The 20,338-nt window shown below is 53.6% G+C and carries 22 protein-coding genes; 5 read left to right on the top strand and 17 right to left on the bottom strand.

Annotation, left to right across the window (positions count from 1 at the left end):
• Positions 1-54: 54 nt before the first annotated feature.
• From rlmN to EBA_RS08215, 5 genes are all read right to left on the bottom strand, one after another.
• Positions 55-1,092, bottom strand: a complete 1,038-nt coding sequence (gene rlmN / locus EBA_RS08235) for a 23S rRNA (adenine(2503)-C(2))-methyltransferase RlmN (protein ID WP_192374202.1) — start codon at positions 1,090-1,092, stop codon at positions 55-57.
• 325 nt (positions 1,093-1,417) lie between these two features.
• Positions 1,418-1,915, bottom strand: a complete 498-nt coding sequence (locus tag EBA_RS08230) for an aspartate carbamoyltransferase (RefSeq protein WP_192374201.1) — start codon at positions 1,913-1,915, stop codon at positions 1,418-1,420.
• A 121-nt stretch (positions 1,916-2,036) separates the two neighbouring features.
• A complete protein-coding gene (locus EBA_RS08225; protein WP_225616031.1) occupies positions 2,037-2,732 on the bottom strand; it encodes a copper resistance protein B in 696 nt (231 codons plus the stop codon).
• Complete coding sequence (locus tag EBA_RS08220; protein WP_192374200.1) at positions 2,719-4,374, bottom strand: copper resistance system multicopper oxidase; 1,656 nt, start codon at positions 4,372-4,374, stop codon at positions 2,719-2,721. Before EBA_RS08220 ends, EBA_RS08225 begins: the two co-directional genes overlap by 14 nt.
• Positions 4,375-4,512: 138 nt before the next feature.
• Positions 4,513-4,920: a DUF2750 domain-containing protein gene (locus EBA_RS08215; protein WP_225616028.1), complete on the bottom strand. Its 408-nt coding sequence runs from the start codon at positions 4,918-4,920 to the stop codon at positions 4,513-4,515.
• Between the two features lie 245 nt (positions 4,921-5,165).
• Between EBA_RS08215 and EBA_RS08210 the strand changes: the two genes are divergently transcribed.
• Both EBA_RS08210 and EBA_RS08205 read left to right on the top strand, forming a co-directional pair.
• Positions 5,166-5,429, top strand: a complete 264-nt coding sequence (locus EBA_RS08210) for an RNA recognition motif domain-containing protein (RefSeq protein ID WP_192374199.1) — start codon at positions 5,166-5,168, stop codon at positions 5,427-5,429.
• Positions 5,422-5,655 (top strand): VF530 family protein, encoded by a 234-nt coding sequence (locus tag EBA_RS08205; protein ID WP_192374198.1) that lies wholly within the window; start codon positions 5,422-5,424, stop codon positions 5,653-5,655. Before EBA_RS08210 ends, EBA_RS08205 begins: the two co-directional genes overlap by 8 nt.
• 183 nt (positions 5,656-5,838) lie before the next feature.
• Here EBA_RS08205 and EBA_RS08200 read toward each other — a convergent pair whose 3' ends face one another.
• The 12 genes from EBA_RS08200 to EBA_RS08145 all read right to left on the bottom strand — a co-directional run bounded on the left by EBA_RS08200 (position 5,839) and on the right by EBA_RS08145 (position 18,058).
• A complete protein-coding gene (locus tag EBA_RS08200) occupies positions 5,839-7,212 on the bottom strand; it encodes a DUF4129 domain-containing protein (protein WP_192374197.1) in 1,374 nt (457 codons plus the stop codon).
• Positions 7,209-8,465, bottom strand: coding sequence for a DUF58 domain-containing protein (locus EBA_RS08195; protein WP_192374196.1), 1,257 nt, complete (start codon positions 8,463-8,465; stop codon positions 7,209-7,211). The genes EBA_RS08200 and EBA_RS08195 overlap by 4 nt, the downstream gene beginning before the upstream one ends.
• 13 nt (positions 8,466-8,478) lie before the next feature.
• Complete coding sequence (locus tag EBA_RS08190) at positions 8,479-9,405, bottom strand: AAA family ATPase (protein ID WP_192374195.1); 927 nt, start codon at positions 9,403-9,405, stop codon at positions 8,479-8,481.
• An 83-nt stretch (positions 9,406-9,488) separates the two neighbouring features.
• Entirely contained in the window at positions 9,489-10,334 is an 846-nt protein-coding gene (locus EBA_RS08185) for a S26 family signal peptidase (RefSeq protein ID WP_192374194.1), read from the bottom strand.
• Between the two features lie 225 nt (positions 10,335-10,559).
• A complete protein-coding gene (locus EBA_RS08180) occupies positions 10,560-11,765 on the bottom strand; it encodes an NAD(P)/FAD-dependent oxidoreductase (RefSeq protein WP_192374193.1) in 1,206 nt (401 codons plus the stop codon).
• A gap of 7 nt (positions 11,766-11,772) precedes the next feature.
• Complete coding sequence (bamE, locus tag EBA_RS08175; RefSeq protein ID WP_192374192.1) at positions 11,773-12,174, bottom strand: outer membrane protein assembly factor BamE domain-containing protein; 402 nt, start codon at positions 12,172-12,174, stop codon at positions 11,773-11,775.
• Between the two features lie 92 nt (positions 12,175-12,266).
• Positions 12,267-13,016, bottom strand: coding sequence for a beta-ketoacyl synthase chain length factor (locus EBA_RS08170; RefSeq protein WP_192374191.1), 750 nt, complete (start codon positions 13,014-13,016; stop codon positions 12,267-12,269).
• Positions 13,016-14,218, bottom strand: coding sequence for a beta-ketoacyl-ACP synthase (locus tag EBA_RS08165; RefSeq protein WP_192374190.1), 1,203 nt, complete (start codon positions 14,216-14,218; stop codon positions 13,016-13,018). Before EBA_RS08165 ends, EBA_RS08170 begins: the two co-directional genes overlap by 1 nt.
• Positions 14,215-16,548, bottom strand: a complete 2,334-nt coding sequence (locus EBA_RS08160) for an MMPL family transporter (RefSeq protein ID WP_192374189.1) — start codon at positions 16,546-16,548, stop codon at positions 14,215-14,217. Before EBA_RS08160 ends, EBA_RS08165 begins: the two co-directional genes overlap by 4 nt.
• Positions 16,549-16,551: 3 nt before the next feature.
• Entirely contained in the window at positions 16,552-17,184 is a 633-nt protein-coding gene (locus EBA_RS08155) for an outer membrane lipoprotein carrier protein LolA (RefSeq protein ID WP_192374188.1), read from the bottom strand.
• A complete protein-coding gene (locus EBA_RS08150) occupies positions 17,181-17,792 on the bottom strand; it encodes a COG4648 family protein (RefSeq protein ID WP_192374187.1) in 612 nt (203 codons plus the stop codon). The genes EBA_RS08155 and EBA_RS08150 overlap by 4 nt, the downstream gene beginning before the upstream one ends.
• Positions 17,793-17,794: 2 nt before the next feature.
• Positions 17,795-18,058: a phosphopantetheine-binding protein gene (locus EBA_RS08145; RefSeq protein ID WP_192374186.1), complete on the bottom strand. Its 264-nt coding sequence runs from the start codon at positions 18,056-18,058 to the stop codon at positions 17,795-17,797.
• Positions 18,059-18,281: 223 nt separating this feature from the next.
• On the opposite strand from EBA_RS08145, the gene EBA_RS08140 reads away from it, so the two are divergent.
• The 3 genes from EBA_RS08140 to EBA_RS08130 all read left to right on the top strand — a co-directional run bounded on the left by EBA_RS08140 (position 18,282) and on the right by EBA_RS08130 (position 20,296).
• Positions 18,282-18,707, top strand: coding sequence for a methyltransferase family protein (locus tag EBA_RS08140; RefSeq protein WP_225616026.1), 426 nt, complete (start codon positions 18,282-18,284; stop codon positions 18,705-18,707).
• Between the two features lie 63 nt (positions 18,708-18,770).
• A complete protein-coding gene (locus tag EBA_RS08135; RefSeq protein ID WP_192374184.1) occupies positions 18,771-19,010 on the top strand; it encodes an acyl carrier protein in 240 nt (79 codons plus the stop codon).
• On the top strand, positions 19,010-20,296 hold the full coding sequence (locus EBA_RS08130) for a hypothetical protein (protein WP_192374183.1): 1,287 nt from the start codon (positions 19,010-19,012) through the stop codon (positions 20,294-20,296). Before EBA_RS08135 ends, EBA_RS08130 begins: the two co-directional genes overlap by 1 nt.
• Positions 20,297-20,338: the final 42 nt, after the last annotated feature.

The following is a 20,338-nucleotide window of genomic DNA, read 5'->3' as shown; positions in this document are numbered from 1 at the left end:
CGCAACAAACTGAAAACAGACCCTGATTATCCATTTACCGATCTTGATAGCGTTTTAATTTTTAGAATTGAGCTGTCCACATGCGGCTAACACATCATCGCCTTTAGCCATTCTTATTAAAGTCGGGATTTTGTAAGTATCTAAAACGTCTTTAAACTTTTCAATTTTATCCAAACCCGGACGCTCATAACGTGATCCTGGGAACGAGTTAAAAGGAATTAAGTTTATATAAGCACTCTTACCCGCCAGCATTGCTCCTAATTCTTTAGCATCATCGAGATAATCATTAAAGTCGTTTATCAAAATATATTCATAAGTAATGAATTGCTTTTTATTTAAAGGTATCTTGTCAATATAGGTCAACACCTCTTCTAGCGGATATTTTTTATTAATGGGAATAAGCTCATTTCTCTTTTCCGCAAAGGGTGAATGCAGCGATAAGGCCAGATTCACACCAGGAATTTCCTGGCTCCATCTTTTCAGACCCGGAATATAACCAGCCGTTGAAATTGCGATTTTTTGAACGCCGATTGAAGTACCATGTTGCGATAAAAAAATTTCACAGGCTTTTTTAACCGCATCAAAATTATGTAACGGTTCGCCTTGCCCCATAAAAACAATATTTAAAATCCGCTCTTCTCCAGGCCTATTGCTTGCTAACCAACGCCAAGCTTGCAGAAACTGGCCAACAATTTCACTGGTAGTCAAATTTCTTTTGAGCCCTTGTTCGCCGGTAAAGCAAAATGAACAATTCATGGCACAGCCGACTTGCGATGAAAGACAAATTGAATATTTATTATTAAACGGAATAAGGACAGTTTCTACTTTATGATTGTCTTTCAGCTTAAAAAGAAACTTTACTGTGCGATCATTTTTCGACTCATGAACCACATCAATTTCAGGTAGAGAAAAGTCGAAACTATCTTCTATAAAGGCCAATGAGCATTTAGCAATTTTATCCTGGCATTGAGTATGTTCTTTTTTCTTATAATGCCAATTAAAAAGAACTGCCGCTGCAGAGTGATTTAAATTATTCTGACTTATAATCGCCTCCAAATCAGAATAATTTAGATCATAAAAAGATTGTTTCAAAAAGTTTCTCCTGCTAATTAAATACTTTACCGATGCCAATTAGGCCTAACATCAAGAGCCATCGCCCGGCTTAATTCTGCCATATTTATAATTGGAACACGGCCAATCGCGATCAGCAACAATCGGCCGATTCCATCGATCAGCGGCATTATATGGAAAAGTTCGCTCGTTGCGACACGAGCGTAATCGCCGGATTTGTGCTAATTACGCGCGGCATCCGATAGCGATGAGATTGCGTTTATTTTGGAAACCATCGACAACCCTGTCGATTAAGCCAAGTCAAGAACGCTACGCATCCGTTGCCGGCGAATGCGTAGCGTTCGGTTTATTCGGCGGGCGTCAGATGATGTTGATTGTGTCCGGGTACCGGAGCATTCCCGTGTTCGCTGGCCTGCGCATCGAACCATTCATGCAAAGCCTGCACATACTGCGGATATTCGCTGGAATAATGAATTTGACCGCCATTATCCAGAGATTTGTAGTCAAACCTAATATCGCCCGGCTCGGCTTTTTTCAATTGCGCCAGACCCGGCATATCCGCGCCATGCAGGCGTTCGGTCACGGAAAAATCGCCTGTTCTAAAATCGCCGGCAGTTTTAAATAAATGTGCTTGAATGGCTTTGACGACCTGCATATTGTCGGCGGCCTTAGCCACGACATGCTGGACGCCGCCGTGCACGGTCTTAGTGAAGGTTTGTGCGGTTTGCTCTGCTGTATATGGCAACACCGCCGCATGGGTCTGTTTTGGGCCGGCTTGTTCCACCGCCAGTACGCTTGCAGAAAAAATTAACAGTCCTGCGACTACCATGGTAAGTTTGTTCATGACCGTTCTCCTGTTTAATTAAAGCCACTTAGTTATTTTTTTTACTCAAGCACTAGCTTCGACAAAACTTTGTTCGATACGGTTCATAATTCAGTCACACTTAAAAAAGGCGTCGCGGCAATCAATACCAAACCCGCACGCCCACTACACCGCGCAAGCTGTGCTGATGTTCGCGTAGCGATTCTTCCTCGACATAATCCATACCCACATAGGGCGCAAACTCGCGTTCGATTTCATAGCGCAAGCGAAAACCCGCCTCAAATTCGGTAACACCGGCTTTCACACCGCGATTTTGTATGTCCTGTGCGGCGACGTTGATTTCCACACGCGGCTGAAAAATCAAACGTTGGGTCAACAGCATTTCGTAACCCAAGGTCAAACGCCCCAATACATTGCCTTTCTCGTTAATAAACATCGCGCTGTCCACTTCGATGAAATACGGTGCCAGCCCTTGAAAGCCGATTACCGCATCAAAGGTACGTTCCGGTTCTATTGCTCGCCGGGCACCGATTTGAAAATCCCAAAAAGTGTCGATATTACGGCTGTACAACACCTGCAAATCGGCGCGACCAAAGATATTCTGGTCGGCGGAATAATCGCCTTCCGATTTCAACCAGAGCTTGTTTTCGTCTGTGCCGGTCCAGTTTTGCACATCCCATTTGAATAGATGCAAGCCTTGATTGCCCTCGTATTCCAACCTATCGGCCTTGAAATGATTAAAAATCGTCGCGGTATCGTGCGCCGCTGCGCTGGCGCAAAACAGCGCCAGATAAAACCAGGCATTCCGGGGGTTAAGTACAAGTTTACTGATGCACATGTTCCGCCCTTTCCACGATCAATTTCCGAAACATGCCGGTATCCATGTGATACAGCAAATGGCAATGAAAAGCCCACTCGCCTTCCGCATCGGCCGGCACATCGACGCTGACGCTTGTGCCGGGTTTAACATTGATCACATGTTTTTTCGGGTTGTACATGCCATTACCATTGTCCAAGTACTGCCAGAGGCCGTGGATATGGATGGGATGGTTCATCATGGTTTCGTTGACGTAAGTAAAGCGAATCCGCTCGCCAAATTTCACCCGGATCGGCTCGGCATCGGCGAATTTGGTGTCGTCGAACGACCAAATATAGCGTTGCATATTACCGGTCAAACGCAGGGTGATTTCCCGGTCCGGCGGCTCCATCAGCGCGTGATTGGGCTGCGTGGCGATTAACTGGCTATAACTCAAGGGCTTTGCCGCATCACCGCTACCGATGGGCATTTGCTGGTGGCCGACATGTTCCATTTTGGTGTGGTCAGGCATGGCTGACTGTTCAGTATACGCGTGGCTAAGCTCATCGTCGGCAGTCGGCTGAGCAGATGCTTGATGAGCTGCGTGGCCGGCATGCTCGCCGCCCATCTCCGCCAAGGTCAATAAGGTCATGGGCCGCATCGCCGGCAACTCGGCTTGCAGATCCGCGCGCGGGGTCAGTGTCGCGCTAGCATAACCGCTGCGATCCATCGCTTCGGCAAAAATACTGTAAGCCTGCTCGGTTTGCGGCTGAACTAACACATCGTAAGTTTCCGCCACCGCGATGCGAAACTCTTCGACATCCACCGGCTCGACCGGTTGCCCGTCGGCGGCTATCACTTGCATTTTCAGCCCCGGCAAACGCACATCAAAATGCGTCATCGCCGAGGCGTTGATAAAACGCAAACGCAGTTTTTCGCCGGGTTTAAACAGATATAGTGGTTTCATTTCCGAGGTTTGACCGTTGATCAAAAACCGGTAATTGGCGCCGGTCACATCGGCCAGATCAGTGGGCTCCATGCGCATTTCGCCCCAAGTCAGCCGGTCGCTAAGGGTTTCCCAAAAACCCAAACGCTGTATATCCGCAAAAAAATCGCCGACCGTACGCTTCTGAAAATTGTAATAGTCGCTTTGCTTTTTCAGGCGTGCCATAGTCCGGTCCGGATCGGCGCGCGACCAATCGGACAGCATGACCACATAATCGCGATCCACCGTTTGCTGTTCCTGTTGCGGCGCTATGATCAGCGCCCCAAACAAGCCCTGATGCTCTTGCATGCCGGAATGGCCGTGATACCAGTAGGTGCCGCTTTGCTTAACTTTAAATTGGTAGGTAAAGGTTTGGCCGGGTGCTATCCCGTCGAAACTGATGCCCGGCACTCCATCCATTTGGTAAGGCAACACGATGCCGTGCCAGTGTATCGAGGTTTGTTGCTTGAGTTGATTGCTGACGTGCAGAGTGACGTCCTCGCCTTCCCGCCAATGCAAGGTCGGCGCAGGCAGCGCTTCGTCAGCAAGCACGGCCTGCTGAGCTTCACCAATCAGATTGATGGACTTTCCCGAGACCGATAATCGATAAACATCAGCCTGCGCCCCTCCAGGAATCAGGCCTGTCAGCCACAGACACGTAGCCAGACATCTAACTAGAGAGAAGACCCTATATTGCATAACACCTCTGTTTACCGCTCATTAGGTGTTTACTCTAACATTTTTACCGGGGTCGATACCTCACTGAACGCCTAAGCCGTTCCTGATAACGGCTAGTTGATTGCCTCTGCATGACGGCCGAAAAACCCAGTTGCCGCGCTAGTCATCCACCACAAAGTCGCGCGACTCTCGCATGCTTTCCAGAAAATTAAACAGCCGTTGCGGACTGATCAGACAGCCGGCAGCCGCTTTTCTGGGCATGATTTCCACCAGCACACCCTGCTCCGTCAGCTTGTTCAGAACCTGATACATAAAAAAATCCAGCGTCTCAGCCACGCCTATCATGTTTTCCCATTCACCAACCGCCGCCTCGTCGGCGTAGCGCCGGTAGGGCCAGACCGGCAAAGTTTCATAGCCGTCTACCAGCCTAAAAATCCATTGCCGGCTTTCTTTCAACCCCCAGACTTCATCCATCTCGACGATACGATACATAAAATATTCCAGTAGTTCTTCATCGCTCATCGTTTGAGCCGCAACATATTCTTCTTGGTAAGGTTCGTAGCGCATAGTACCGATCCGGTGGTGGAAAACTACACTGCAGCAATAATCGCACCACGGGAACAGGCTGTTAGCGAAAGCACCCGACGCGGCGAATTGTCGCGTTTATGCCATATCGCTGGGCGATGCTTAGCGGTATTATTGTCGCTTAACCGACAAAACTTAAACCGATTACAGCACAGCACGTATTTAGCAAAAAAGCCCAATCCGATAAGTTGTATAGTTGCGAACCTTTAGCATAAATAAGCAAACTCATGAAATTACTGATACGCAACCTGCCCCGCACCACCACCGAGACCGAACTGCGGGCGATGTTCGCGGAACACGGCAGCGTGCAATCCTGCTCGCTGGTGATGGACAAAGACACCAATAGCTCCAAAGGCTTTGGCTTTGTCGAGATGCCCAAAGTCGGCGACGCCAAGGCCGCCATCAAAACCCTGAACGGCCTGGAAATGGACGGCAACCGCATCCGCGTGAAAAAAGCCGACACCAAGCCGGGCGAAGCCGGCGATGACTAAATCCGGCCGACAAGATCCGCTGCATGGCATCACGCTGGAAATGCTGCTGACTCGTTTGGTAGAAAAATACGGCTGGCCGGAATTGGCTAGCCGCATCGACATCAACTGCTTTGCCAAAGACCCCAGCATGGCCTCCAGCCTGAAGTTTCTGCGAAAGACGCCGTGGGCAAGACAGCGGGTTGAAGCGCTTTATTTGCAAAGTCTAAAGGCGGAAGACAAAGACTAATTGGTTGTTACCGGTGAAACGTTAACGAGGTCTTAGATTTCTCGCTGCGTGACTCGAAAGATGCTGAATTTTAAACGGCGCGCACGTCAAGGAAAAACTGCGTGACCGGCAAATCGATTGCCGCAACTACGCTTACGAACACGGCATAGATCGGCCCGAAGACGACCAATGGCACTGGCCGTATTAAAGCTGTCGATAAATAGTGCGGTACAACTGCCGCATGCGGCGAATATGCGCGTCCGCCAACGGTTTGTCGCCGTAACGGGCCGCTTCGAACAATCCGGTGATTTCCGCCGCACTGCCCCGCGCATCGCGATGCCGGCGGCTGATTTGCGCCAGATATTCGCGGGTATTCGCGGTATCGGCGCGTGGCACGTCGTGCAACGTGAACAAGCGCGACATCGCCCGGTAATACTGGTGGGCAGCGGTTTCGCCTCTGGCATGGCGACCGATTACACCCAAACGCAAATAATCCCATTGAGTTATTAGCCAAAGTACCCAAGGGATTTCCCGCAATAATGCCCCAAAAGCCAGGAAAATCGCCAATAGAATCAATGCCAGCAAACCCAATAACGCCGCCAGCCAGTGCTCGCGCAACCAGTGTTTCAACCACTCCCACCAATCGAACACAACCGCAGCGACCGGTGTCAACACCTGCTCTGCCGACTCGCTAAAGTTAGCCATACCGTTAATCGCCGCCGCTTGCCAGGCCGGCATATGGATTCGCTTGGCAGCGGCGCGCATCTCTGCCGGACTTGGCCAACGGCTGCCGGCCAGCAGTGGTTGGCCCTCCCCGTCTCCGCCGCTCGTACCTGGCGGCTGGTCGCTAGCCGTTATTTCGGCTGGCTGTCCAGAACCGGTCTGGCTGCCGCTGCCGAATTGCTCGGTATCGCCCCCAGAATCATGTAAGCTGACTTGCCCGAAACGCCAGTCGAGATAAGGCCAGTTGATTTGCGGTGTGATCAGATAGAGCCCGCCCCCCATCATTACGATGACGGCCGTGGCCGCCAGAATCGCTGCACCCTGCCCCTGGCTGCTAGGTGTGCCCAAACTCAAGCGCTTTAAGTCTTGACCGCGCCGCTGGATTTGTTCGGCAACCAGGCAGAACACCACCACAACGATATAGGGTGCCAGATAAAACAACAGGGTCCAGTCGGCTCGGTAATGCGAGGCGGCGAACAACACGATCGCCAACGACACCAACAAGCCCAAATTCATTTCACGCCGTCCGGTGGTGACGCAATTGTAGGACGCCTGTAACATCGCCAAAAGATACAAGCCGGCGCGCGGCAACCCCCAAAGCGGCATAAAAGCAAACACGAACAACAGCAAGCCGAAAAACAACACGCCTTTTTGCCATACCTTGCCGACCGCAGTGGTTCTATGGCTTTGCCGCCAACCGACGAACAATGTAATGCCGAATACCACACCCCAGAACAACATTTCCTTCGCAAAGCTGCCGTATTCGATATCCAAAAATGCGTTACAAACGACCGCCAGCCATTGCGCTAAAAATAGTCCCAGGTAGACCGAAAAATTGAGCCGAGATGCGTTCATTGGTTAAACAGCACCGTCAGGTCGTCACCTCGCCGCACCGTGAGGCAATGCGCGCCCAGTTCCGTTAATCCGGCAGCCAGCTTCTGGTCGTCCATGCGCGTTTTTCCCCCATTGGCGCTGGCGAAAAAGCTGGCGCGCTCGAATATGACCGCAAACAAATACACACCTTTGGCGCGCAGTAAGGCTAGCGCCTGCAGGGTCGCGGCATTGCGGTGCGGCGGCTCGGCTAATAGCAGCAATACCGTTTCCCCGCGCACGCAATTCAAGGCAATTTCGGTCAGCAATGTGGCATAGGGCGTGTTGCCGTCCGCGTCGACGACGGCTAATGCATCCAGAATGGTTTGATAATGAAAGTCGCCCTTCCCGGAGAGAATATGTAACGGTCGCTTGGCATCGGCTAACAGGCGACTGTGCATATTCTGGCTACAGGCATAGCCCGCCACGGATGCAGCGATGCGTATCGCGTATTCCACCGTACTGTGTTTACCTTGGCCGATATTGGCGTCTCTGCCCAAATCCAGGGCGATGCAAATGCAGGCCGAGGCCAAAGGCTCGAACTCCTTGACCATCAACTCATTCAAGCGCGCCGTGGTCGGCCAATGGATATGCCGAGGATTGTCGCCGCGCCGGTATTCTCGCAGGCCGGAGAATTCCGCCGCACCAGCGCCTTCCGGCAGACAATAACCGCCTCGGTGAATCTGGCTGGGCGCGCCGAACAGCGGCAGCGATAGGATGGGAAAGACCTTCGGATAAATGGTCAGGGTTTGCAGGGAACGGTCGGCGCGGCTGCGCGCTTCAGCTAAGCCAAGCGGAAAACTGGACGCCAAGCCCATTGGCCCCAGTTTATAAAAGCCGCGTTTTTCGCACTGCAAGGGTACATCGAAACTTCGCGCACCGCGGCCCGGCACGTAAGCGACGCTGCCCAGCAATTTGTCGCCATCGTTGGCGCCCTGTTCGGCGGCACCGACGAAAGGCAAGCGGTCGACCAACTCCACCATGAAGCGCGGCAGCCAGCCGCGATTTTGTAGGTCCACCCGAAACACAATGGTTTCGCCTTCCAGAGCCCGTTGCGGCCCAACCCGCCGTACCGACAACCGTTGAAGCAACCAGTGCGGCCAAAACATGCCGGTCAACAAGGCGGCGCTTAGCAATGCGGCGAGCAGCCAAGGCAAGCTCTGTTCGCGGCTGATCGCCGCCAAATACGCGGTCAGCGTAAAGCCGCACAAGATTAAAAATTTCAGCCTCAGCGCCATTGCGGACTAACGATCAAACCACCGGCGGCGGTAGCCGGTCGAGAATTTCCGCGAGAATCTCGCCGGCGTTGCGCCCCAATACCGCGGCTTGCGGTTTGACGATCAGGCGATGCTCCAAAATGGCCGGGGCGATGCTTTTCACCAAATCCGGCGACACAAAATCCCGGCCGCGCAAATAAGCCAAACTTTGCGCACCTCGGGCCAAAGCCAAGGTGCCGCGCGGGCTGATACCCAAGCGCAAATCGCTATGCTGGCGGCTGGCGGCACTGATACCGACCATATATTTAGCTACGTCCATACTGATATGCACCGACTTGACCTGTGCGCGCGCCGCCATAATGTCGGCTTCCGAGGTGACGGCCGGTAGGCTGTCGATAGGATGAGTCTGGGCTTGCGCCGCCAGTATCCGCATTTCTTGTTCGATGCTGGGATACTCCATCCGCAAGCGCATGAAAAACCGGTCAAGTTGCGCTTCCGGCAAGGCATGGGTGCCAGCCATATCGATTGGGTTTTGGGTGGCCAGCACCATAAACAGCTGGGGAAGTTCATGAGTATGGCCGTCCACACTGACATGAAACTCTTCCATACATTCCAGCAGCGCGGATTGCGCGCGCGGCGTGGCCCGGTTGATTTCGTCGGCCAGTAGTAAATGGGTAAATACCGGCCCCGGCCGGAATTCGAAATCGGCGGTTTTTTGATTGTAGATGGCGACGCCGGTAATGTCCGACGGTAATAAATCCGAGGTGCATTGCAGGCGTTTCATGTCCACCGCCACCGAACGGGCTAATGCCCTGGCCAACATGGTCTTGCCGGTGCCGGGTACATCCTCCAGCAGCACGTGGCCGCGGCACAGCATCGCGACCACGGCCAATTCGATGACCGGCCGTTTGCCGATAATGACTTTTTCGACGTTTTCGATTAAAGAAAGCATGGCATCCATTGGCTTAGGATTGTCCTGTTAAAGAGATGGGCGGGAAAGCGGAGAGCCAAGCTTAGCAGAGTTTGGCCGTTTGTCATTCCAGGCTACGGGTTAAGGCGCTTGGCTGCAAATTCGGTATCGGAAAATAACGCCAACACCGCGAATATCACAATCACCACCAGCGTCGTGCCCGCTGTGGCGACAGATAAGCCAAAAAACGTCAACCAGGAAACAAACGCATAATAAATGGCCGGCATGACGGCTTGATAACCCACCGATAGGCCTATGACTCCGAGCAATAACCAGATGGCAAAATTCAAACCAACGCTAATCCGTGCCAAGTAATAAACCGGTTTAACGATACGCTCCTTACGCTTGCCCAGTCCGAAAAATACCAAGCCATAGAGTGCAATCAAAGCCGAACCGTAAACGAACAGTTCCGGGTGCTGGGCCGCCGACGTAGCCTGATCGAATACATAAAGCACGCTTGCATTTATGTTGCTCTGCGCCAGTAGATGGTTCGCTAATGTCCCGGGATTCACGGACTCTGCAGTGTCGGGAATAAAGTCCGGGAAATAGAAAACGGCTTGTTGCGGCACGATTAAGGTCGAATTGGGCAATGTATTCCGCGGATATTCTGCGGCCGGTTTGCCGTTAACCGACAATACACCGGCCGTAAAACCGACTTCATCGCCGGGCATACCGACGATTCTGCTGATCTGCAGTTTGCCGGCAGCATCGTCAAAGCTGATCAAGCGCCCGGCTGCCAAATCCACTTTAGCGGACATTACCATAAAAGCGTTCTTGGACAACTCCTTGTACAAGGGATTGGCCGATGCCACGCGGCTGATCGGGTGGTACAAAACGGTATAGATAATCGGACAGCCGAAAACCACCACCGCCAGCAGGCTGAGCAGCGTTGGCCCCAATGAAGATCGATTAACGCGCATGGTGATTCGTCCGAGTCGAAAGCCCTAAAGACTAGCACAGCCAGAAAAACGCGAGTGTCGCTAGCCTAAAAACGAAGCCGTCAGCTTAGATATTCGCATTTCTCGGCAGTGTTTGCGGGCCATCAACAGCGCCGACTAAAATCTGATGTTTTAGCGGTGGGTTTAGATGGTTTGGGGAGGTAAAAACGTTGCTTGACCAGCGAAGGATCAAAGTTTCCGGAAAAACTAACTTACACTGCGGCGACCGGCCAGCAGACTTTGTTGCAGTTTGTTGTCGTCGACCCATAAATCTCCCGCCAGCAACTGGGCAATCTGGGCTTTCAAATCGGGGGCTCGGTCAGCTTCGAAGAACAAATTATGGACGATGTTGGATTGGTAAAAGCGTTCCACAAACAGCCGCATGGTGTTGAAACCCAGCAAGTAGCTTTGGTCATCTTCAGTGTGAAGCTCGGGATCGGCTTCACACCCCGCTGCAAATCCTTGATGGACGCGATCAGCAACGCGGGCGGCGCTAGTGAGCGCCAGAAATACGCCGGAGGAAAATACCGGATCAAGGAAGCCGGCGGCATCGCCGCAACAGGCGTAGCGGGAACCATAGCGGCTTTGGTTGGTGTAGCTAAAATCGGCTTCTACTCGCACCGGCGCGGATTGCCCTGCCCCGGCCAACAAACGGTTCAAGATCGGCGAAGCCGCCAGATAACGGCGCAACAAATCTTCTGCATCACCGTCTTTGGGCCTTTCTTTTTGTACCACCAATCCCACGCTCACGCGCCGCCCGGCCAGTGGGATGATCCAGATCCAGCCTATATCCACGACCGGCACATAAATATTGCCGGTGCGGAACAGTTCATCGGCCTCCGCACCCGCCTGAATATTCTCAAAATGGCTATACACCGCAAACTTGCCCAAATTTTCGATACGTTTGATGGCCTTATCTTTCCTACCCATCAATGCACTGCGGCCCGTGGCATCGATCAGATAACGACAGCGGTATTGACCCTTGTCTGACACGACATCAACCCCTGCCGGCTGGCGGGAAACATCCAAGACTTTTTCTGCCTGATGTGTTTCGACGCCGTGTTTCGCGGCGTTTTCAAACAACAGTTGATCGAAAGGGCCACGTTCAATCTGGTAGGTTTTGCGGTGTATGCTCAACGGAAAATACATCTGCTGTCCGGTCGCTTCGTCTATGAACACCGCCCCACTTTTAGACAGGTTGCCCGCACTCCAATCTATGCCCAAACGTTGAATGACCGGTTCGCTAAACGGCAACATGGATTCGCCGATATGGAAGCGCGGATGCCTAACACTCTCCAACAACAAAATCTTGTGACCATATTGCGCCAACAAAGTCGCGGCCGTCGAACCGGCCGGGCCGCCACCGACGACCACCACATCATAGTCAAAACCGTTTTGTTTATTGGCGAGCATCGTTTTGTTAATCGTTCGGATAACCGTCTTCGGCGGTGTTGTAAATGGCTCGGTACACGGTCCAATGCACGCCGCCGATGCCGGCACCGGTGTAAGTAATAACGCCTACGCCTTTGTAAAACTCATCGGTCCGCATCACATCCGGGCCGAAATAAAACGGGATCCAGGCTTTGCCGGTTTGGTAAGACTTGGTATCGGTGGGTTGACCGAGAATTTCGTGGACTTGGCCTTGTGTCATACCGAGCTTGAGTTTGGCGAACGGACTATTGGCCGGGAAATTACCGTCAATTCGCGACTCGGGTGCGGTGCTTGCCGGAGCGGCCGCTTGAGAAGGCGCTTTGTTGCTGGATGCACAGCCTGCGCCCAGCGCCAGAGCGGCGACGAATGCCAAAGTTTTATAGTGTTTCATAGCGATACCTTTTGCTTGGTTTTGGTAGCGGTCAATAGTAGTTCACTTAGCATAGTTTCACCATTGCCTGCTTTTAAGTTGAGAGCCATTGATTATTTCCTGCCTACTACATCAACTTGCCAACCAGGAGTATTTGGCGTCAGCGCTATGGTCTGCGCCCCTGCCCCAACTGAACTCGCGGCAAGTAAAGGAATGGCCGCCAAAATCGGCATGCCATCCGTCAACGCTATCCAGGCAGGCGAAAAAATGGCCTCTCCGGCTTGCGGCCTGCCTATTTGAACGACACTGCTGTCTACATTTCCTGCCGCTAAAACCAAGGCACAGGCAAAAGCCGGATTGCCTCTATTCGGCGCTAGATAAGCCGGCCAGGTTTCATCGTAGCAAACCAGCAGCAGTTCGCCGCCCTGACAAGCCAATTGGCACCAAGCTTCGAGCAAGGCCATCGCCAAGGTGTCTGTTCCTGCCGCCAACGCGCTGGCCGGCTGGGTGCATTGCTGGGCAATACTCCAATATCCGGCTGCGGTGTTTTGCACGGAATTGTGAAAAGCGCTGGGAGACATCACCCCATCCGCTTTGACCAACTCGCTGCAAAGCTGATCGGTGGTCTTTATTTCGCCGGCCACGCTGGCAAATATCGACGGCAGCGTGGCCGGCGAACGCCGGGCATGCTCGCAAGCTGCCGCCGCAGCGCTGAATGCCATTTGCATCGCCTGACTACTACGCCGCCGCAACAGCGGCGGAATGGTTTCGCGATTAATATCAAAGGCCGGAAACGGCAAACTGTCCCGAAACTCAGTATCCGGCGCGCAGACCCCAAAGCCCAGTAAACTCATGTATTGCATCACGCCGCCTCCAGTAACACGCTGGCGTTGTTGCCGCCAAAGCCAAAGGCATTGCTCAATATCAGTCGCGGATTTATTTGCAGGTTCGGTGCGGCGATCACCGAGAATAGACATTGCGGGTCCGGCTGCCGCAAGCCGCAGGTGCCGGGCAAAAAGCCGCGATCCAAGGCCAACAGGCTGACCACCGTTTCCACCGCACCGGCCGCGCCCAGGGTATGACCCAGCAATCCTTTGACGCCACTACAAGGCGGCGGGTTGGGAAACAAGCTGACGACGGCCCTGGCTTCGGACTGATCGTTGAGTGAGCTGGCGGTCGCGTGCAGGTTGATGTAATCGACTTCCCCCACTTCCCGCCCCGCCAGTCGCAAGGCCTGAGCCATAGCTGTAGCGGCGCCGACGCCATCGGGATGCGGGGCACTCATATGATGAGCATCCGAGGATTCGCCCACCGCCAGTAGTCGGGGCCGGCCGGCGTTGTCGGCGCTTGGTTTTTCCAGCAACAATAAGGCCGCGCCCTCGCCTATATTGATCCCTTGACGGTCGGCATCCATAGGCCGGCAGGCATCCGGCGCAATCAACTGCAAGCTGTTAAAGCCGCGTAGCGTCAAACGGCACAGGCTATCCACCCCAGCCACCAACACCGCGTCGCAACAGCCGGTGGCGATTAAGCGTTGCCCCACCGCCAAAGCCTTGGCACTGGAAGAACATGCCGTGGATATGGCGTAGCAAGGCCCTTGCAAGCCTAACTCCCGTTGCAAAAATTCGGCGGTAGCCTGAGCCGTCTGCACCTGCAGAAACTCAAAATCCTTGGGCATGGCCCCTTCCTGCAACAGCCGCGCATAGGCGTTTTCGGAATCGTAAATGCCTGAGGTACTGGTACCCAATATCAAACCCACTCGCCCCGCGCCGTAACTTGCTCTTGCTCGTTCGAGGTCGGTGCGGAAAGCGCCTTGATTCAAAGCTTTCAACGCCAATCTGGCATTGCGGCAGTCGTAGGCTTGCATGCTGGAACGAATTGCCGGCAATGTTGACCTGACCTCGCCCACCAGGGTTTCGAAAGGAATAGCAAATAGAGTTAAAGGGCTCAGACAGGTACGATTGGCGATCAGGCTGGTATACAAGGCTTCGACATCGTCGCCGCCAGCACTGACGCACTGGTAGGCCGTGACGGCGACGGGAGAGATCAGCGGCGACAAGGTCATTGATTGCTGGGTTTTTGGATCAGTAAAGGGCAGAGTAGAAAGCCCAGGGTCACACCCAAGCTTACCGAGAGTGCCAGAATTGGCAAGGTTGGCGTCTTGCCCAATCCCAAAGCGCCGAAAGACGCCAACGTGGTTAGCGTTGATGAGGCGATGGCGTGATAAGTAACATCGGCATCCTTGCCGCGATTGTCGATAAAAAATATGCCGTAATCCACGCACAGCGACACCGACAGTAACAAGCCAATCACGTGCAGAAAACTGACTTCCTCGCCCATCAGCGCCCAGGTGGCGAAAATAAACAGCACGGCAGCCACGGAAGGCAGCAAGGTCAAAAACACCTTGCGTAGATTGCGTTCCTGCAACCAGATAAACAATGCCATCACCCCAATACCTATGCCCAGCATCACCAAGGAACGGTCCCGATATTTGCCGGCCAAGTGATCTAATTGATCCTTTTGACTGAAGTAACGCGTGCCGGCCAAACCGGCCAAGCCTTCACTCAGTTTGTCGGGATCGTGCTCGCCCAGCCACAACGACAATATCACGCCATTATCCCCTGCCAGCATTTGTCCGGACAGGATGTGCCGCACCGGCGAATCCATTACTGCAACGGGTTGCAATACTTCAGCCGAAGCGGGCAATAAAGCTCCCAGCTTCTCGACCGATAGACCAGCCTTGGATAATCCTGCTTGCCAGGCTTGCCGAAATTCCGGCGTTAAAGCCCGTTCGTAAACCTGGGCGTTTTCGGTTTGTAACTGTGCGGACACCAACCAGGGAAACAGGCCGTGGTATGCACTGACGACTCCGGCTTGTTTTAAGGTTTTCAAACGCCGTTCGGCGGCTTCGGATCGTTGCAGCGCGGTTTCCCAGTCGTCCGCTTGTATCAACACAAAGCGGCCCGGCTCGATACTGGAAAAATGCGCACGCACCGCAGCATCCTGCTGTTTCAACAAATCCATGTCCACAGCCAGCTTCTGCATATCGTCCATCCAACGGATTTGCGGCAGGCACAACCCGGCCAGTAGCACGCTGACTGCAAACAAGCCCAGCAAGACTTTCCGGTGACGGCCGCAGAAATCCACCCAAGCGGCGATACCGGGCAAATGCGCGGAATGCAGCGAGGAATTGACCAGCAAGGCCGGCAACACCCAGCGGGTCAAGCCCAAAGACCCGACGACGCTAGCCAGAGCAAACACCGCAATTTGCTCGAATCCGGGAAATCCGGTAAAGCCCAAGGCGCCGTAACCGATCACGGTGGTCAAGCCGCCCATTAACAGACTGGGCCACAACAGCTTGGCCGCCGATAGCGGCGTGTTGCGGTGTTTGGCGCAATGCACCATCACATGAATGGGATAATCGGAGGAAATGCCGATCAAGCTGGCACCCAAGGCCAACGTCAAACTATGAACCTGCGGGAAAACCAAGGCGGTGGCCAAGGTGCCGACCACAAAAGACGCGGCCTGCACCATCATCACCCAGTGCAAAGCCGAAAAGGAATGAAACAGAAATAAAAACACCAAGGCCACAGCGAGACTGGACACCACCGACACCAACGTCACATCCTGGCTAATCTCGCTTTGCGCGGCCACGCTGAAAACCGGCACCCCGGCCATCGCCAGCCGGAACGTGCCGCCGGCAGCGGTATTCAAGCTGGCGAAGCTGGCCCGAATCGCCGCTTGCAATCTAATATGCGCTTCGGAATCAAGAGCGGCCGGCCGACTTTGCAAAATCAACGCACCGCCACTACCGAGCTGGGCTTGTTGCTGGAATTGGCCTTGCAAATCCTTGAAGCCGTTTAAAGACAGCAGCAAAGGATCCTGCTTGGCGACGGTTTTGACGAAGCCGCCCTGGGGCGAAAGCAGCGCTTGTTTGAGACCTTCGGCCTTGGCTTCCAGCTGGCCGGAATCGAACAATTCGTGGCTATCTTCTGCAGGGTTAAGGCTGAATAGGCGGGCATGGTAAGGCGCATAAGAGGCTACGGCAGCTATCCAGTCGCGCGGCGGCTGGTCTGCCGGCCATACTTGTTCCACATCATCCCGTTTGGCGAGCTGTTGCACCAGTCGCGCGCTAAACTCGGCAATCGAAACAGGATTTTCCGGGATACTGGTTTGGCCGGTCGAGCTTGCTTGCTCGGCTTTTTCGACCACTAACAAATAACGCCGCGATAGTTCGCCGGATTTTAACAAGCCGGACAGCAGCCTGGAATCCTCGTCGTCGGTGGCGGTAAAAAAGGCGTTCAGGTCGGTTTCGACGCGGATTTGCCAGAAAGTGACCGCCAACAACAGCGGAAACAACAGCATGAACCAGCGCTTTCTCCAAACAAAAGACACGGCTTATTCTCCGCTGGCTTCCAGCAGCAAACGCTGGATGGAATATTCCTGTTGCTGCGCTTCAGTGGCTTTCTGCATCCGGTACTCGGTGGATTCGCCGTCGGGCTGTTTGATTAAAATGCGCCGTTGCTCGTCTTTGTCATCGCCGGATATTTCAATAGAAGCGAGATCATCACCGCTCAGCTCCGGCTTCGGCGTCAACCGCAAAGTCCATTGCGGGCCTTGCTTTTCAGCGGCGATGGCATAGTTAAGCTGCAATTCTTCAGTGTGGCCTTGCAGGATGGAACGGAATACGGCGATTTGATCGCCTGCGGGACCCGCCGCGCCCAAAGCCGCGCTGTGGCGTTGGTTTTGCTCGGGATCCCAATAATACATACGCTGTTCGGTGATGGCCATGATCACCCGCGCCGGCTGCAGTTGCAATTTGACCAGACTGCCATCAGCGCCAGACAGCATATAACCTTGCCCATGCCAGGGCGACGCGGCCAGCTCCAGCACGCGGGTTTCCTCGTATTTAAATTGCGTCTGCCCGGTTTGGCGGATGCGAGCCAACAGCTCGGTTAGTAAGGCTTCATCGGCCCATCCCAGCGTTGGCAATAAAGCCAAGAGCAAATATCCGCCGAGTTTGACGTTCATCCCTTGAAGACCTTATGCCCATTCATGGCAATGCACTTAAAAGTTTCCAACGCCGGCGGAATCTCCAGATCGGGAAAACGCCTATGCCGGTAAAACCATTCGCCAGTTCCCAGCATGCCCATCAACAGATACACCAACACACCGGTGTAAAGTGCCCAAGCAGTTTGTCCTGCAAGAGCCGGCAGCGCAGCGCAAATGCCTATATTGGCGGCAAAAAACCCAGTCCAAATCCAGGTCAGTTGCCGGCAATAGTCAGCAATGCCCGGCACTAGTTCGGGAAACTGCAAACGCACCAAGCGTTCGATAAAAGAAGGCGGCGACCACAAGGTATGTCCAAACAAGAATGTCAGCCACAAATAGGCAAACGAGGGGAGCAACCAGATGAAATAGGCGTTGGCGAAATAGGCACCGGCCAACAACACGGCGGCCAATAAAAAACTACCCCATCGGGCCAACAAGCGGCTTGCGGAAATGCCGCGCCATAGGGTCAGCGCCGCGAACACGAATAGCTCTAAGCTGGCAAAACCGAGACCAGCCAGATAAGCGCTAAGAAAGGGATAGGCAATAATTAGGCAGGCAATGGCTATCGGCTTGATAACATTCCCCATGCTTAACGGATACGGTTTGCAGCAACGAATTCGGCGAGCGAGCGGAGAGAGAGAAAAATCTGATTGTTGCGTTCGTCGCCGGAGGTGATCTTGATGCCGTATTGACGATCCAGCATCACGCCAATTTCCAGCGCGTCGATGGAGTCCAATCCCAATCCGCCGCCGAATAAAGCATCATCCGCAGACAGATCATCCGGGACAATGTCTTCCAGGAGCAAGCCCTCGATAAGCATGGTTTTCAATTGGCTAATCAAGTCATCTGACATGGCTATTTAAGTTCCATTAACAAACCCCGGATTCTACACAAATTCCCAAGGAGGTTCAAAATCACTTGGATTGCGGCGTGGGGAATGCCAAAATTGCCCGAAATCTACACCGTTCACTTATTTTCGATCCCGAAACAGATACGTGCGCCCTTTCCTTGCTTTCAAGATCCTACTATTCACCCTGCTCGTTCCCGGCGCGGTGCTTTTGTATATTCCCTACTGCTTGCTTTCCGATACTAGCGGTCAGTTGCAACCGGCTAATCCGGGTTGGGCGCTGCCAGCCGGCATCTGCCTGATCCTCGGTTCGGCCATTTATCTACGCTGCGTCTGGGATTTTGCCATAGAAGGCCTGGGCACCCCTGCCCCAATCGATCCACCCAAAAAACTGGTCGTCACCGGGCTTTACCGCCGCACTCGCAACCCCATGTTTCAAGGCGTTCTGCTACTGTTGTTGGCTGAATGTTTGCTGTTTGCCGGCCCGGCCCTGTTAATTTATGCGGCCTCGATTGCGCTGTTTTTCCATACCTCTGTGGTGTTTCACGAAGAACCGGGCCTAGCCAGCCGATTTGGGGCGTCTTATAACGACTATTGCCGTAAAGTCCCGCGCTGGGGCTTTGCCTTACAGAAGTTCTCGTCGGACTTGGCATAACGATAGTATCGTTGCCTTCTAGTACATTTTCTTTACTCTCACAACCCAACCCCATTCGATGCCATGAAGGAAAAACTCAAGAATTTCATCTTCGCCGAACTGATTTACCACGAAGATCCAGCTGCATTCGGCGATGACGACAACCTGTTGGACGCCGGCCTGGACAGCATGGGCATCATGCGTCTGATCATGTTCGCCGAGAAAGAATTCGGCGTATCGCTGCCGGACACCGAAATCGAGCCGGATAACGTCAGTAGCCTGAACGCACTGGAAAACTGGATACGCCGCAGCGGCCACGCTTGATGACTGACCTTGCCGAGAAACTGTTCAATCCGGGCGATTATTTTACCTTCGTACTCGACCAGGAAATCCGCAACGCCGGCATGCCGGGCGGATATTGCGGGTTTGCCTTGCAATTGGCTGACACGCCGGATTTGCCGGCCCTGCAAAAGCGCCTGGATTTGCTGGTGGAGTGCTTTCCGCAAGCCTCAGCCATCATTCAGCCGCGCGGCAAGCGTTTCGCCTGGGTCGCTACCGGCAACCCCATAGCGCTGGAACTGCATCAATGCCGGCCCGGTGCCGACGAATCAGAGCAATCGCAACAATTGCTGCTGGATATTTTCAATCGTCCGGAATCCCGGCCGCTGACCGTACACTGGATAGCCGGGGCGGAAGGCGGCACTCTGCTGCTGATCTGGCTGCATCCACTATTAGATGCCCGAGGCTGCAAGATATTGCTGGATTTCTTGTCCTCAGACAAACCGGACAGTTTCAAAGACTCGCCATCGCTGATCGAAGCCAAACTGGCGCAATGGAGTTTCTGGAAAAAACTGCAATTATTCTTCAAAGCCAAACGCCATAACACCGCTGCCAATAGCCTGAATAGCTGCCTGCCCACGCAAGTTGAACAAGGGCCGCAACGCCTGCAGTTAAAAGTACAGCGCTTCGACGCCGAGCAGTCGCAAGGCATCGCCAAATTGGCACAACAATCTACCGGTTTGACCGGGCGCACTTTGTACTATCTGGGCTGCTTTATGCGGGCCATGGAATTGGTCGGCCCGCCGGCCGCAAAAGACGGTTATTGCATCCCTTATGCTTTTAACTTGCGGCGGCAGAATGCGCCAACGCCGGTATTTGGCAACCATATCGGCTGCTTGTTTGCCCGCGCGACGCGCGAGCAGGTGCGGGATAGAACAGGCTTGTTTGCGCACTTACTCAGCGAACATCAGCAAGTGGTGCGAGATGAACTGGACTTGGCCTACCTGCCGCTGATGTGGCTGGGGCAATGGTTGTCACCCGAAAAGTATGCCAAAGTGCTGCGCAAACAACACAGCGGCGGCGAGTTGAGTTCGCTGTGGTTTTCCGACATCGGCGACTTGTCCTGGAGCAAAAAAGGCTTTCTCGGTGTGCCGGTCAGCAATCTATCCCTGATGTGCTGGATGACTTTGCCGCCCGGTTTGGCGCTGCTGGCCAGCCAGCTCGACGGCAAGCTGGTTTTGTCCTATAGCTACTTAGCGCCAGCAATCGACGAAGCGTGGCTGGATGCGGTGATTGCGCGGATGAATGTCGAGTTATTGAATAGCCCATAATACTCTTCCATCATTCCCACGCTCCGGCGTGGGAATGCAGTT

The organism is Methylomonas albis (assembly GCF_014850955.1).
Taxonomy (GTDB): domain Bacteria; phylum Pseudomonadota; class Gammaproteobacteria; order Methylococcales; family Methylomonadaceae; genus Methylomonas; species Methylomonas albis.
This window is presented reverse-complemented; position numbering and strand designations above follow the sequence as displayed.